Genomic DNA, 13,749 nt, shown 5'->3' on the forward strand with positions numbered 1-13,749 from the left:
GTACCGACCGCACGAAGGAAAAGGGAAGAACAATGATGTTGAACCGCAAGAACAAGGGCCGGACCGGCCGACTGGGAAGCATGGTGGCCATCACCGCCGTGGCCGCACTGGCGCTGACAGCCTGCAACAGCGGCTCTGCATCCTCGACCGATACCAGCAGCCCCTCGGCAGGCGGCGGGGACCAGAAGATCACCTTTATCCCCAAGCAGCTGAACAACCCGTACACGGACGTTGTCCTGGGCGGCGGCAAGAAGGGCGCCACCGAGGCAGGATTCGCCTCCTCGCAGGTCGTCGGGCCGCTGGAAGCCTCCGCCTCCAGCCAGGTTTCGTTCATCAACGCCGAGACGCAGGCCGGCACGAACGTCATCGCGATTGCCGCCAATGACCCCGACGCCGTCTGCACGGCCCTCGGCGAAGCCCGTTCCGCCGGCGCCAAGATCGTCGCGTTCGACTCGGATACGAATCCCGACTGCCGCGACGTCTTCATCAGCCAGGTCGTCGCCAAGGACGTTGCCCTGATCCAGACCAAGCTGATTTCCGAGCAGATCGGCGGCACAGGCGAGATCGCCATCCTGTCCGCCACCGCCAACGCCACCAACCAGAACGAGTGGATCAAGTACATGGAGGAGGAGCTCGCCTCCAACCCCGCGTACAAGGACATCAAGCTGGTGGCCAAGGTCTACGGCGATGACAACGACACCAAGTCCTTCCAGGAAGCCCAGGGCCTCATGCAGGCCCACCCGAACCTGAAGGGCATCATCTCGCCCACCACAGTGGGCATCGCCGCCACCGCCCGGTACCTCTCAACGTCCGCGTACAAGGGCAAGGTTGCGCTGACCGGGCTCGGACTGCCGAATGAAATGCGGCCCTTCGTGAAGGACGGCACCGTCAAGGAGTTCGCCCTCTGGGATCCGGCGCAGCTCGGCTACGTGGCGGCGTTCGCCGGCAAGGCCCTCAAGGACGGCAAGATCACCGGCGCCGAAGGGGATACCTTCACCGCGGGCGAACTGGGCGAACGCAAGGTCGAAAAGGGCGGCCTGGTGATCGTCGGCCCGCCGACGGTCTTCAACGCCGAGAACATCGACAAGTACAACTTCTGATCCGTTCCTGACCCATCCCGAGCGGCCGGGCGGGCCGCCGACAGCCCGCCCGGCACCTCGTCTCTTCCACCCACTCCGTTCCGCTTCACCGGTGCCGCAGCACCGGGTCTACGGCGCCTGCTCCACAGCCGTGCCCGGAAACCACGTTCCGGAGCCCCAGATCCCCCTTTTCATGCCGGAAGGCCCCCCACATGAACCAGAAACAACCGGCAGACCGGCTGCTGCAACCGCATCGGCGCCGCCCCACCCGCATCGGGCTGGTCTCCGGCGGCCTCGGCGCCTACTGGCCCCAGTTTCCGGAGCTGCTGCCGCAGCTGCGGGAGTCCGTCCGCTACGTCACCGGCCGCTTCCAGGGACTCGACGCCGACGTCATCGACACCGGCTTCATCTCTGACGCGCAGGAAGCCGCGACGGCCGGCGAAAAGCTGCGCGTCGCCGACTGCGACCTCATCGTCATCTTCCTCACCACGTACCTGACGTCCTCCATGGTCCTGCCCATCGCCCAGCGCGCGAAAACCCCCGTCCTGGTGATCGACCTGCAGCCAACCGAAGCGATGGACCACGCCAACTTTGACACCGGCAAGTGGCTGGCCTACTGCGGCCAGTGCCCGGTGCCGGAGGTCGCCAACGTCTTCCGCCGGGCCGGAATCGACTTCCGCTCAGTCTCGGGGCACCTCAAGCAGGAGTCCGCCTGGGAGCGGATCACCGCGTGGGTGCACGCCGCCGGCGTCCGCGCCCGGCTCCGCAATGCCCGGCACGGACTCATGGGCCACCTCTATCCGGGCATGCTGGATGTCGCCACCGACCTCACCACCGTGTCCGCCACCTTCGGCTCCCACGTGGAGGTGCTGGAATTCGATGACCTCCGCGAACGGGTCAACGCCGTCACGGAGGCGGAGGTGACCGAACGGCTCGGGCTCGCCCGCGAACTTTTCGTTGTGGATGACTCCGTGAACGACGACGACTTCGCGTGGGGTGCGAAGGTGTCCGTCGGCCTGGACCGCCTTGTGGAGGACTTTGACCTGGACTCCGTGGCCTACTATCACCGCGGACTGGCCGGCGAACAGCACGAACGGCTCGGCGCCGGGATGATCCTGGGCTCCTCCATCCTGACGGCCCGGGGCATCCCGATGGCCGGCGAGTTCGAGCTGCGGACCTCCATCGCCATGCTGGCGGCCCAGGCGATCGGCGCCGGGGGCTCATTTACCGAGATCCAGGCGCTGAACTTCCTCGACAACGTGGTCGAAATGGGACACGACGGCCCGGCCCACCTGGCCGTGTCCGCCCAGGACCCGCTCCTGCGCGGGCTCGGCATCTACCACGGCAAGCGCGGCTGGGGCGTCTCGGTCGAATTCGATGTGCGCCACGGCCCGGTCACCACCTTCGGCCTCGGCCAGGACCCGGACGGAAGCTACGTGTTCGTCACCTCCGAGGGCGAGGTGGTTCCCGGCCCGCTCCTGCAGATCGGCAACACGACCTCCCGGGTGGACTTCGGCGGGGATCCCGGGCTCTGGGTGGACGTCTGGAGCCAGACCGGAATCGGCCACCACTGGGCCCTGTGCGTCGGCCACCGCGCCGCCGACATCAAGGCCGCCGCATCCCTGCTGGGCATCGAACACCGCCATGTGGTGCTCTCATGAGCACGCAACGCGTCTGCTTCCAGCTCCAGGTCAGGCCCGCGCTGATCGGGGAATACACCCGCCGGCACGCGGCCGTCTGGCCGGAGATGCTCCGGGCCCTGAAGGCCTCGGGCTGGAACAACTACTCACTCTTCCTCCGGCCCGACGGGCTCCTGATCGGCTACTTCGAAACGGACAGCCTGACCGAAGCCCAGGCCCGGATGGCAGCCACTGACGTCAACGCCCACTGGCAGGCCGAGATGGCCGGCTTCTTCGACGACCTCGCCGGAGCGCCGGACCAAGGCTTCCTCCAGCTCACCGAAATCTTCAATCTCGAGGACCAGTTGTCCGCGGCCAACGCCGCCGGGGACAACCACCAACCGCAGAAGGAACAACCATGAACACCACAGAAACGGCCCTGGGCCGCCTCGGGGAACTCGCCATCGAGGTCCCGTCCTGGGCCTACGGTAACTCCGGCACCCGCTTCAAGGTGTTCGGCACGCCCGGCACCCCGCGCACGGTCCACGAGAAGCTGGCCGACGCCGCGAAGGTCCACGAACTCACCGGACTCGCGCCCACCGTGGCGCTGCACATCCCCTGGGACAAGGTGGATGATTACGCGGCCCTGAAGGCGTTCGCGGCGGAGCTCGGCATGGGACTCGGCACCATTAACTCCAACACCTTCCAGGACGACGAGTACAAGTTTGGTTCCCTGACCTCCTCGAACCTTGCGGTCCGCCGCCGCGCGATCGACCACCACCTCGAGTGCCTTGAGATCATGAACGCCACGGGCTCGCGGGATCTGAAGATCTGGCTCGCGGACGGCACCAACTACCCGGGCCAGGACGACATGCGCGGCCGGCAGGACCGCCTGGCCGAGTCGCTGCAGGAAATCTACGCGGCCCTGGGCGACGAGCAGCGCCTGGTGCTGGAGTACAAGTTCTTCGAGCCGGCTTTCTACCACACCGACGTTCCGGACTGGGGTACCTCCTACGCCCAGACCCTGGCCCTGGGCGAGAAAGCCTTTGTCTGCCTCGACACCGGCCACCACGCCCCCGGCACCAACATCGAGTTCATCGTCATGCAGCTGCTGCGCCTGGGCAAGCTCGGCTCCTTCGACTTCAACTCCCGCTTCTACGCGGACGATGACCTGATCGTCGGTGCGGCGGATCCCTTCCAGCTCTTCCGCATCATGCACGAGGTTATCCGCGGCGGCGGGTTCGGCAAGTCCGCAGGAGAGAATTCAGCCGTCGCCCTGATGCTGGACCAGTGCCACAACCTGGAGGAAAAGATCCCGGGCCAGATCCGGTCCGTGCTCAATGTCCAGGAAATGACCGCCCGCGCCCTGCTGATCGACACCGATGCGCTGGCCGAGGCCCAGCGCAGCGGCGACGTCCTGGCCGCCAACGGCATCTTCAACGATGCCTTTTACACCGATGTCCGCCCCGCGCTGGCGCAGTGGCGTGAATCCCGCGGCCTGCCCGCGGACCCGATGGCCGCCTTCAAAGCCAGCGGTTACCAGAAGAAGATCAACGAGGACCGCGTCGGCGGCCACCAGGCCGGATGGGGCGCTTAAATAATGACCAATAAGACTGTTGAAGAACTGATCTCCCGTTCCAACCGCCTCGGCGCGGACAAGCGGAACACCAACTTCGCCGGCGGCAACACCTCCGCCAAGGGTACCGAAAAGGACCCCGTGACCGGCGAGGACGTCGAGCTCCTGTGGGTCAAGGGCTCCGGCGGGGACCTGGGCACGCTGAAGGCCGAGGGCCTTGCCGTGCTGCGGCTGGACCGGCTGCAGGCGCTTAGGAACGTGTACCCCGGCGTCGAGCGTGAAGACGAAATGGTCGCCGCGTTCGATTACTGCCTGCACGGCAAAGGCGGCGCCGCGCCGTCGATCGATACCGCCATGCATGGCCTGGTCGACGCCGCCCACGTGGACCACCTGCACCCGGACTCCGGTATCGCCATTGCCACGGCCGCCGACGGCGAGGCCCTGACCAAGGAGATCTTCGGCGAGAAGGTGGCGTGGGTGCCGTGGCGTCGCCCCGGCTTCCAGCTGGGCCTGGACATCGCCGCGATCAAGGACGCCAACCCGCAGGCCGTCGGCACCATCCTGGGCGGGCACGGCATCACCGCCTGGGGCGCCACCAGCGAGGAAGCCGAAGCCAACTCGCTGTGGATCATCGAGCAGGCCGAGGAGTACATCAAGGACCACGGCAAGAACGAACCGTTCGGTCCCAAGCTGCCCGGCTACGCCGCCCTCCCGGAAACCGAGCGCCGCGCGAAGGCCGCCGCCCTCGCGCCCGTGATCCGCGGACTCGCCTCCACCGACAAGCCGCAACTGGGGCACTTCAGCGACGACCCCGCCGTCCTGGCGTTCCTGGAAAGCGCCGAACATCCGCGGCTCGGGGCCCTGGGCACGTCCTGCCCGGACCACTTCCTGCGCACCAAGGTCAAGCCGCTGGTCCTGGACCTGCCCGCCGACGCCCCGATTGAGGACTCCGTGGCCCGGCTGAAGGAACTCCACGCCGCCTACCGCGAGGACTACCTGGGGTATTACGACCGGCACGCGACCCCGGACAGCCCCGCCCTGCGCGGCGCGGACCCGGCGATTGTGCTGGTGCCCGGCGTGGGCATGTTCTCCTTCGGCGCGAACAAGCAGACCGCCCGGGTGGCGGGGGAGTTCTACCTCAACGCCGTCAACGTCATGCGCGGCGCCGAGGCGGTCTCCACCTATGCCCCGATCGAGGAAGCCGAGAAGTTCCGGATCGAATACTGGGCCCTGGAAGAGGCCAAACTGGCCCGGATGCCCAAGCCGAAATCCCATGTTGGCCGGATCGCCCTGGTGACCGGTGCGGCGTCGGGCATCGGCAAGGCGATCGCCACCCGCTTCGCCGCCGACGGCGCGTGCGTGGTCATCGCTGACCTGAACCTGGACAACGCCCGGGCCGTGGCCGCGGAACTCGGCGGCGCCGACGTCGCGATCGGGGTCCAGGCCGACGTCACCGACGAAGCCCAGATCGCCGCCGCCATCCAGGAAGCCGTCCTGGCCTTCGGCGGCCTGGACCTGGTGGTCAACAACGCCGGGCTCTCCATCTCCAAGCCGCTGCTGGAAACCACGGAAAAGGACTGGGACCTGCAGCACAACGTCATGGCCAAGGGCTCGTTCCTGGTGGCGAAGGCGGCCGCGCAGGTGATGATCGGCCAGGAGATGGGCGGGGACATCATCTACATCTCCTCCAAGAACTCCGTGTTCGCCGGCCCGAACAACATCGCCTACTCCGCCACCAAGGCAGACCAGGCCCACCAGGTCAGGCTCCTCGCCGCGGAACTGGGCGAGTACGGGATCCGGGTCAACGGCATCAACCCCGACGGCGTGGTCCGCGGCTCCGGGATCTTCGCCGGCGGCTGGGGCGCCAAGCGCGCCGCCGTCTACGGCGTGCAGGAAGAGGAACTGGGCAAGTACTACGCCCAGCGCACCCTGCTCAAGCGCGAAGTGCTGCCCGAAAACGTGGCCAACGCCGCCGCCGTGCTCACCGGCAGCGAGCTCTCCCACACCACGGGGCTCCACATCCCCGTGGACGCCGGCGTGGCCGCGGCCTTCCTGCGATGAGCCTTCCTGGGATGAACCTTCCTGCGCTGAACACGGCGCCACCAGCGGATACCGCACCCAGCGGCGGCCTGTACGCCGGGAATGTCGTTGCCGGCAGGGCTTTTGCCGCAATCGACATCGGTGCGTCCTCGGGCCGGGTCATCCTGGGCCGGGTCGCGGGCAGCCCCGGCGGGGTGAGGGCCGAGCTGGAGACCGTGCACCGGTTCCCCAACGGGGTCAAGGAGCTCGACGGCGGCCTCCGCTGGGACTTCGACGCGCTGTTCGCCGAGGTCCTCGCCGGGCTCGCGGCCGCCGCCCGCGCGGCCGCGGCCCGCGGCGAGAGCATCGCCAGCATCGGGATCGACACCTGGGCCGTGGACTACGGGCTGGTCAACGACGCCGGTGACCTGGTCGCGGCGCCGTTCAGCTACCGCGACGACCGGTCCCGTGCCGCCATCTCCCGGGTCCACGAAAAACTCGATCCGGCCCGGCTCTACGCCACCACCGGGCTGCAGTTCCTGCCGTTCAACACGATCTACCAGCTCGCCACGGAGCCGGCGCTGGAGGGGCTGCAGGCGCTGCTCATCCCGGACCTCATCGGGTTCCTGCTCACCGGCCAGCGCCGCACCGAGGCCACCAACGCCTCCACCACCGGGCTCTTCGATGCCGTCGCGGGGGAGTGGGCCACGGAGTTCCTCACCGCGCTGGACCTCCCCACGAACCTGTTTCCGCCGCTGATCCAGCCCGGCGAGACCGTCGGGACCCTCACCAAGGACGTCGCGGCACGCCTGGGACTTCCCGAAACCACCGCGGTGGTAGCCGTCGGCTCGCACGACACCGCCTCGGCCGTCGCCGCCGTACCGGCGGACGCCGGAGGTGCTGGCGCGGGAGGTGCTACCGGGAATTTCGCCTACGTTTCCTCCGGCACGTGGTCCCTGGTCGGCGTCGAACTGTCCCACCCGGTCCTGACCGAGGCCAGCCGGACCGCGAACTTCACCAACGAACGCGGCGTGGACGGCACCATCCGCTACCTGCGCAACGTCGGCGGCCTCTGGCTGCTCAGCGAATGCCAGCGCACCTGGGCCGCCGAAGGCTACCGGCCGGAACTGGTGGAACTGCTCGACGCGGCCGCGACTCTTCCGCCCGGCGGCCCGGTCATCAACGCCGACGACCCCTATTTCATCGCCCCGGACAACATGCCCGAACGGATCCGGGCCGCGGTCCGCAACACCGGCGCTGTCTTACCGGAGCATCCCGCGCACATCGTGCGGTGCATCCTGGACAGCCTTGCCGCCGGCTACGCCCGGACCATCGCCGACGCCGAACGGCTCGCGGACGTCCGGGCCGGCGTCGTGCACATTGTGGGCGGCGGATCCCAGAACCGGCTCCTATGCCAGCTCACCGCCGACGCCACCGGCAAACGCGTGATCGCCGGACCCGTGGAAGCCACGGCCCTGGGCAACGTCCTGGTCCAGGCCCGCGCCGCCGGCGTGCTCAGCGGCGGGCTGGGGGAGCTGCGCGCCGTGGTGCGTGCCTCCCAGCACCCGGCGGGGTACGTGCCCTCAGCCCGGGCCGCCGCCAGCCCCGTCACCAGCGGAGGCACCCAGTGAGGATCGCGCTTTTCGCCACGTGCATCGTTGACGCCATGTACCCGGCCACGGCCCGCGCCACGGTGTCCATCCTGGAACGCCTCGGCCATGAGGTCATTTTCCCGGCCGGCCAGGCCTGCTGCGGGCAGATGCACGTCAACAGCGGCTACCTCAAGGAGGCGCTGCCCGTCGTCGCCAACCATGTGAAGGCGTTCGAAGGAGATGAGTACGACGTCGCCGTCGCACCGTCCGGCTCCTGCGTCGCCTCCGTGAAGCACCAGCACCCCATGGTCGCCCGCCGCTGCGGGGACGCCGGGCTGGAAGCCCGGGCCGCCGCCGTCGGAGCCAAAACCTACGAGCTCTCCCAGCTCCTGGTGGATGTCCTGGGCGTCACCGACGCAGCGGCACAGCTGGGCTCGTTCTTCCCGCACCGGATCACCTACCACCCCAGCTGCCACGGCATGCGCCTGCTCCGGCTCGGCGACCGCCAACTGGACCTGCTGCGCTCGGTCGGCGGCATCGAACTGGCCGAACTGCCCGAGGCGGACCAGTGCTGCGGCTTCGGCGGCACCTTCTCGATGAAGAACGCGGACGTGTCCTCGGCGATGCTGGCGGACAAGACCGCCAACATCTGCGGCACGGGCGCCGACCTTTGCGCCGGCGGCGACGCGTCCTGCCTGATGCACATCGGCGGCGGACTGTCCCGGCAGGGCAGCGGCGTCACCACGATGCACTTCGCCGAGATCCTGGCCAGCACCCTCGAGAATCCCGCCGCCGTCTCCGGCGACGTCCGCCTCACCACCGGAAGGACCGCACGATGAGCGGCACATTCCTGGGGATGCCGTCCCTGCCGGTCTTCGGCATCGGCAACCTGCACGAACACGAGCCCTTCCCGAAAGCCGCCCGCCGCGAGCTCGGCAACCCCCAGCTGCGGGTCAACCTCGGCCACGCCACCCGGACCATCCGGGACAAGCGGCTGGCCGTCGTGTCCGAACTCCCCGACTGGGAGGAGCTGCGCGAGGCGGGCCGGGCGATCAAGGAATCCGTCATGGCCCGGCTGCCGGAACTGCTCGAAGAGTTCGAGGCGAACTTCACCGCCCGCGGCGGGACCATCCACTGGGCCCGCGACGCCGGCGAAGCCAACAGCATTGTCGCCGCCCTCATCCGGGACCAGGGCGCCACCGAGGTAGTCAAGGTCAAGTCCATGGCCACCCAGGAGATCGGCCTCAACGAATACCTCGAAGAACAGGGCATCGCGGCTTACGAGACCGACCTCGCCGAGCTCATCGTCCAGCTGGACCACGACAAGCCCAGCCACATCCTGGTCCCGGCCATCCACAAGAACCGCAGCCAGGTCCGGGACATTTTCCTGCGCGAAATGGAGGGGGTGGATCCGGAGCTCACCAACGAGCCGGCCCGCCTCGCCGCGGCCGCCCGGGCGCACCTGCGCCGCAAGTTCCTCAGCGCCAAGGTGGCCGTGTCTGGCGCGAACTTCGCCCTTGCGGACGCCGGGACCCTCGCCGTCGTCGAATCCGAAGGCAACGGGCGCATGTGCCTGACGCTGCCGGAAACGCTCATCACCGTCATGGGCGTCGAAAAACTGCTGCCGGGCTGGGAGGACCTCGAAGTGTTCATGCAGCTGCTCCCGCGGTCCTCCACCGGCGAGCGGATGAACCCCTACACCTCGCTGTGGACCGGCGTCACGCCCGACGACGGGCCGCAGAACGTCCACCTGGTCCTGCTGGACAACGGACGCAGCGCCGCCCTGGCCGACGAGATGGGCCGCTCCGCGCTGCACTGCATCCGCTGCAGCGCCTGCATGAACGTCTGCCCCGTCTACGAACGCACCGGCGGGCACGCCTACGGATCCACCTACCCGGGACCGATCGGCGCGATCCTGTCGCCGCTGCTGACCGGGATCACGGCGGAGGAGAACAATTCCCTGCCCTACGCCTCGTCCCTGTGTGGCGCCTGCTACGACGCCTGCCCGGTGAAGATCAACATTCCGGACATCCTGGTGCACCTGCGCGGCGAGGACGTGGACAGCAAGCGCGGCAAGAACCGCAGGAAGAGGGCGATGCCTAGCCAGATGGACCTCGGCATGAAGGCGGCCTCCTGGGGGCTGTCCTCCGGAAAGAACCTGGGCCTCATGGAGAAGGCGCTGCCGCTGGGCCGGCTCGCCGCTGGGCCGGACCGGAAAATCACCAAACTGCCGGGCATCGCCGCCGGCTGGACCCAGAGCCGGGACATCCCGGCACCGCCGGGGCAGTCCTTCCGGCAATGGTGGAACAAGGAACACCGGGCCGCCGGACCCGATGCAGCCCCGGCGGCCGGCGCTGACGCCCCCGGCCCGGAGTCCGCCGGCCCAGGATCAGCCGGTACAGAGGAGACCCCGTGAACGCGCGCGCAGAAATACTCGACCGGATCCGCTCGGCCCTTCGGGACGCCCCGGCGGTACCGGAGGTGCCCCGCGACTACCGGCGCTCCTCCGGGCTGGGCGGGGAAGAGCTCATCGAACTGCTGACGGACCGGCTCCTCGACTACAAGGCGAACGTCTTCATCGAGGAAGCCGCCGCGGTGCCGCAGCGGCTCGCCGCCCTCCTCGAGGGCACCGGCCGCTACGCCGCGCCGCACGGCCTCGCGGAGTCCCTGTTTGTGGAGGCGGACGCTCGCGACGGCGGCTCCGGCCGCCGCGTCACCGACGCCCCCGGGCAGCGGCTCAGCGTCGAGGAGCTCGACGGGATCGACGCCGTCGTCACCGGCAGCGCCGTCGCCGTCGCCGAAACCGGCACCATCATCCTCGATGCCGCACCGGACCAGGGGCGCCGGGTCATCAGCCTCGTCCCGGACCGGCACATCTGCATCGTCCGGGCCGGGGACATTACCGCCATCCTGCCGGAGGCCCTCCGCCGGCTCGACGGCACCCGCCCGCAGACTTGGATCAGCGGCCCGAGCGCCACCAGCGACATCGAACTCGAACGCGTCGAAGGCGTCCACGGCCCCCGGACCCTGGACGTCGTGATCGTCCGCGGGTAGAGGCGGGAGGCCGGGGCCTGCTTACCCTACCGGCGCGAGGAAGCGGGGCCTCCAGGGTGGCGGTGACGGCCCCGGAAAGTCGATTGTCCCGATCACTCAGAGGAAACTCATGTTCTTCTCAGCAGGGAGATGAACCATGGAAGCATGTACTTAGTCGACCCCAGAGCCTATGCGCATCGCCTCATGCACCCTGGCGCCTGGTTCCGCGCGACAATCCGCCGGCACGTCCCGGCAAGCGACCACGCCCGCGACCAGCAGCCCACGCACTCCAGGTTCGACTATCTTGAGGCTGGCCTCACGGGAACACTGAGCACGGCCCATTCACGGCGCAGGGCCAAGGAACTCGAGCGGGCATTCCGGAACGGCGACGTTTCCTACGAGGACGCGTGCCTGGAGATGGAGCAACTCGAGGGGGAGCTGTGAACGGCTGGCAGCGCTCGACGGAACCGCGCGTTTCTGGGGGAGCCAGGACGAGGTCCGCTACGATGACGCTATGAGCACGCGGCTACGCTAGCCCCAGTCGGGGGCCGGCGACAATGGAAAGGCATTCCATGATGAAGCGCGCTCTGCCACATGCACTGTTCTATGTCTTCGGACACCGTGTCTGCTGTGGCGCCATTCCTGACTGGACCGCTCACGTCGGCCAGAAGTGGGACACCTTTGATGTCGCACCCTACAACCTCTACAACGTCATCTGGCGCGCTCAGAACTGGGTCCTGCAGAACTGCGACGACTAGTCCGTTTTGGCTTCGGGTGCCAGTGCCTGCGTTTTAGGAGCAGGTGGTGAGGAAACCTGTGGCGCCGGGGCGGGCATGGAAGGTCACCGTGTGGCCGGCGTCATCGCGGAAGATGGCCTTTGGGCCGGTCACTGTGATGGCGCCGGGCTGGTAGGGGTTCATCCAGCCTTCAGGCGGGTTGCCGTGGCCGTCGTCCAGCGCCTCGTCTGCGACGAAATAGGTGCCCTGCACGAGCGCTTCATGGATGCCGCAGTGAGTGTAGAGACTGTACGGCGAGCCTGAGGCGGCCATCGTTGTTGGCTTGGCCGGGGTCCCACTTGCCGGATCCCCCTGCATCGCGCACCCGCACAGGAGCGCCAACCCTGCAGCGGCTGCGAGGCCCAAGTGGTATCGAGTTCTCATGCCCCAAGGCTCTAGGGCGTTGCCTCAATGGTCAAGAGCCAGGCAGGCCTGCCGGCAGGCAAAAGACGGCGGGGAAGGAGGGCCCGAAATGGGCTGGGCGTAGGGTGGAAGTTGGACGAAAGGAGCACTTCATGAAGAAAATCCTCATGGTACTGACCAGCGTTTCCGAGATCGGCGATACCGGAGAAAAGACCGGCTACAACGTGGCCGAGGCTGCACATCCCTGGAAGGTCTTCAAGGATTCCGGGCATTTCGTCGACTTCGCCTCCATCCAGGGCGGCCAGCCCCCGCGCGACGAGGTGGACTCAGAAGATCCCATCCAGGTCGCCTTCACGGAGGACGAGACCACGCGCGCCGGACTCTACAACACTGCCCGCGTCGACGTCGTTGACCCCGACCAGTACGACGCCGTCTACCTCGTGGGCGGCCACGGCACTATGTGGGACTTCCCGGACAGCGAAGGCTTGCAGAATCTGGTGGCCAGCGTCTATAACGCCGGCGGCTTGGTCGGCGCGGTCTGCCACGGACCGGCCGGCCTGCTGAACGTGGAATTGAAGAACGGACTTCGCCTCGTCGAGGGCCGGAAGGTGGCGGCCTTCACCAACGACGAGGAGGTTGCCGCGGGGAAGGACAAGGTCATCCCGTTCTTCTTGGCCGACCGGCTTGAGGAACAAGGCGCCACCCACGTCTCCGCTGACGTCTTCGAGGAGAAGGTCGTAGTTGACGACCGGCTGGTGACCGGCCAGAACCCGGCCTCAGCCGCCGGCGTGGCCAAGGAGATGGAGAAGCTCTTCGCAGCGGTCATCCACCAGGAAAAAGCCGAGGAACAGCACGACGCGGAGGCCCTGCGCGCCGAGAAGGACGCCGAGAAAGACGCCAAGAAGGCTGCCGCAGAAGCGGAGCACTAACGCCCACAGCGCACTGAAACTGGCGGCTGCCCCGGCAACGGGGTGGCCGCCTCCGGTATGCGGCAACCGCGAACACAAAACAAGGATCAGTAGCCGTACTTGTTGACCACGACCTGCACAATGTTGGTGTCGTCGTCCCGACCGTAGTCACTGATCGTGATGCGTACGTTCCAGCCGTCAATGACTCCAACACCCCGGCAGTCCAGTCCGCCCGCATTGATCCTCTGTTCCCGTACGCATGGCTTGTACTCCTGGGGCGTCAAACCCACCTGCTGAACGTACCGCTCCAGGTCACCCTCCAGGTACTTCCGGTGAGTGTCCCAACGGTATGCGTACTGGGAGCAAGGTCCATCGAGCGGGATGCACAGCGCACTGCCCACCGGATTCTGTGTTCTCAAGGGTTCCCATCCCGGCTCTGGTTGGAGGCGGTCGGCAATCGTCTTGAGCTCAGCGACGATCTGATCGCTCTTCCACGATGACCAGAGGAAGAGTGCGGTGACAAAGGCAACCGTTACTGCCAGCACACCGAGCCATATTTTGCGGCCTCTGCTCATTCTCGTCCCGCTCCCCACGGCGTACCTCTCTGGTTGTGAGACCTGGAGTCCACCCCGCCACCGCGCTGGGCTGGTCCACCGACCGTCTCGCCTTCGCCACCTACCGCCCCGAGCCGGGTGAATGACCGTCCTGCCGAGCGGTGGCCGGCAGCGCCCACGGACCTAACTGGCGCGGCGATAGCGGATGTGCGTGGCCAGCGGTGAGTGGA

General features: G+C 67.8%; 14 protein-coding genes. 12 read left to right on the top strand and 2 right to left on the bottom strand.

The features are described 5' to 3' along the window. Positions 1-32 precede the first annotated feature (32 nt). From rhaS to AC1DZV_RS10640, 11 genes are all read left to right on the top strand, one after another. Positions 33-1,100 (top strand): rhamnose ABC transporter substrate-binding protein, encoded by a 1,068-nt coding sequence (rhaS, locus tag AC1DZV_RS10590; RefSeq protein ID WP_476953677.1) that lies wholly within the window; start codon positions 33-35, stop codon positions 1,098-1,100. A 191-nt stretch (positions 1,101-1,291) separates the two neighbouring features. Beyond that, positions 1,292-2,740, top strand: a complete 1,449-nt coding sequence (locus AC1DZV_RS10595) for an arabinose isomerase (protein WP_476953678.1) — start codon at positions 1,292-1,294, stop codon at positions 2,738-2,740. After that, positions 2,737-3,120, top strand: a complete 384-nt coding sequence (locus AC1DZV_RS10600; RefSeq protein WP_476949848.1) for an L-rhamnose mutarotase — start codon at positions 2,737-2,739, stop codon at positions 3,118-3,120. The genes AC1DZV_RS10595 and AC1DZV_RS10600 overlap by 4 nt, the downstream gene beginning before the upstream one ends. Then, positions 3,117-4,295, top strand: coding sequence for an L-rhamnose isomerase (rhaI, locus tag AC1DZV_RS10605; protein ID WP_476953679.1), 1,179 nt, complete (start codon positions 3,117-3,119; stop codon positions 4,293-4,295). The genes AC1DZV_RS10600 and rhaI overlap by 4 nt, the downstream gene beginning before the upstream one ends. A gap of 3 nt (positions 4,296-4,298) precedes the next feature. Further along, positions 4,299-6,335: a bifunctional aldolase/short-chain dehydrogenase gene (locus AC1DZV_RS10610; protein WP_476953680.1), complete on the top strand. Its 2,037-nt coding sequence runs from the start codon at positions 4,299-4,301 to the stop codon at positions 6,333-6,335. A gap of 11 nt (positions 6,336-6,346) precedes the next feature. After that, positions 6,347-7,924 carry a rhamnulokinase gene (locus AC1DZV_RS10615; RefSeq protein ID WP_476949845.1) on the top strand — a complete coding sequence of 526 codons (1,578 nt, stop codon included), beginning with the start codon at positions 6,347-6,349 and terminating at the stop codon, positions 7,922-7,924. Beyond that, positions 7,921-8,724 carry a (Fe-S)-binding protein gene (locus AC1DZV_RS10620; protein ID WP_476949844.1) on the top strand — a complete coding sequence of 268 codons (804 nt, stop codon included), beginning with the start codon at positions 7,921-7,923 and terminating at the stop codon, positions 8,722-8,724. Before AC1DZV_RS10615 ends, AC1DZV_RS10620 begins: the two co-directional genes overlap by 4 nt. After that, on the top strand, positions 8,721-10,301 hold the full coding sequence (locus AC1DZV_RS10625; protein WP_476949843.1) for a LutB/LldF family L-lactate oxidation iron-sulfur protein: 1,581 nt from the start codon (positions 8,721-8,723) through the stop codon (positions 10,299-10,301). Before AC1DZV_RS10620 ends, AC1DZV_RS10625 begins: the two co-directional genes overlap by 4 nt. Beyond that, a complete protein-coding gene (locus AC1DZV_RS10630; RefSeq protein WP_476949842.1) occupies positions 10,298-10,939 on the top strand; it encodes a LutC/YkgG family protein in 642 nt (213 codons plus the stop codon). Before AC1DZV_RS10625 ends, AC1DZV_RS10630 begins: the two co-directional genes overlap by 4 nt. A 144-nt stretch (positions 10,940-11,083) precedes the next feature. Further along, complete coding sequence (locus tag AC1DZV_RS10635) at positions 11,084-11,362, top strand: hypothetical protein (RefSeq protein ID WP_476949841.1); 279 nt, start codon at positions 11,084-11,086, stop codon at positions 11,360-11,362. 128 nt (positions 11,363-11,490) lie between these two features. Then, the gene (locus tag AC1DZV_RS10640) at positions 11,491-11,676 is read left to right on the top strand and encodes a hypothetical protein (RefSeq protein WP_476949840.1); all 186 of its coding nucleotides are present in this window, start codon (positions 11,491-11,493) and stop codon (positions 11,674-11,676) included. Positions 11,677-11,709: 33 nt separating this feature from the next. Here AC1DZV_RS10640 and AC1DZV_RS10645 read toward each other — a convergent pair whose 3' ends face one another. Beyond that, positions 11,710-12,078 (bottom strand): hypothetical protein, encoded by a 369-nt coding sequence (locus tag AC1DZV_RS10645; protein WP_476949839.1) that lies wholly within the window; start codon positions 12,076-12,078, stop codon positions 11,710-11,712. 131 nt (positions 12,079-12,209) lie between these two features. Here AC1DZV_RS10645 and AC1DZV_RS10650 point away from each other — a divergent pair, with 131 nt between their 5' ends. Next, positions 12,210-12,986: a type 1 glutamine amidotransferase domain-containing protein gene (locus tag AC1DZV_RS10650; protein WP_476850637.1), complete on the top strand. Its 777-nt coding sequence runs from the start codon at positions 12,210-12,212 to the stop codon at positions 12,984-12,986. Positions 12,987-13,072: 86 nt separating this feature from the next. On the opposite strand, the gene AC1DZV_RS10655 is transcribed toward AC1DZV_RS10650, so the two are convergent. After that, positions 13,073-13,540: a hypothetical protein gene (locus tag AC1DZV_RS10655; RefSeq protein WP_476953681.1), complete on the bottom strand. Its 468-nt coding sequence runs from the start codon at positions 13,538-13,540 to the stop codon at positions 13,073-13,075. Between the last annotated feature and the right edge of the window lie 209 nt (positions 13,541-13,749).

Source organism: Arthrobacter sp. P1_D12 (assembly GCF_056406175.1).

Excerpts from the sequence above, each read along its gene's own strand:
- rhaS (WP_476953677.1), top strand. The coding sequence starts at position 33 with ATGATGTTGAACCGCAAGAACAAGGGCCGGACCGGCCGACTGGGAAGC.
- AC1DZV_RS10595 (WP_476953678.1), top strand. The coding sequence starts at position 1,292 with ATGAACCAGAAACAACCGGCAGACCGGCTGCTGCAACCGCATCGGCGC.
- AC1DZV_RS10600 (WP_476949848.1), top strand. The coding sequence starts at position 2,737 with ATGAGCACGCAACGCGTCTGCTTCCAGCTCCAGGTCAGGCCCGCGCTG.
- rhaI (WP_476953679.1), top strand. The coding sequence starts at position 3,117 with ATGAACACCACAGAAACGGCCCTGGGCCGCCTCGGGGAACTCGCCATC.
- AC1DZV_RS10610 (WP_476953680.1), top strand. The coding sequence starts at position 4,299 with ATGACCAATAAGACTGTTGAAGAACTGATCTCCCGTTCCAACCGCCTC.
- AC1DZV_RS10615 (WP_476949845.1), top strand. The coding sequence starts at position 6,347 with ATGAACCTTCCTGCGCTGAACACGGCGCCACCAGCGGATACCGCACCC.
- AC1DZV_RS10625 (WP_476949843.1), top strand. The coding sequence starts at position 8,721 with ATGAGCGGCACATTCCTGGGGATGCCGTCCCTGCCGGTCTTCGGCATC.
- AC1DZV_RS10635 (WP_476949841.1), top strand. The coding sequence starts at position 11,084 with ATGTACTTAGTCGACCCCAGAGCCTATGCGCATCGCCTCATGCACCCT.
- AC1DZV_RS10640 (WP_476949840.1), top strand. The coding sequence starts at position 11,491 with ATGATGAAGCGCGCTCTGCCACATGCACTGTTCTATGTCTTCGGACAC.
- AC1DZV_RS10645 (WP_476949839.1), bottom strand. The coding sequence starts at position 12,078 with ATGAGAACTCGATACCACTTGGGCCTCGCAGCCGCTGCAGGGTTGGCG.
- AC1DZV_RS10650 (WP_476850637.1), top strand. The coding sequence starts at position 12,210 with ATGAAGAAAATCCTCATGGTACTGACCAGCGTTTCCGAGATCGGCGAT.
- AC1DZV_RS10655 (WP_476953681.1), bottom strand. The coding sequence starts at position 13,540 with ATGAGCAGAGGCCGCAAAATATGGCTCGGTGTGCTGGCAGTAACGGTT.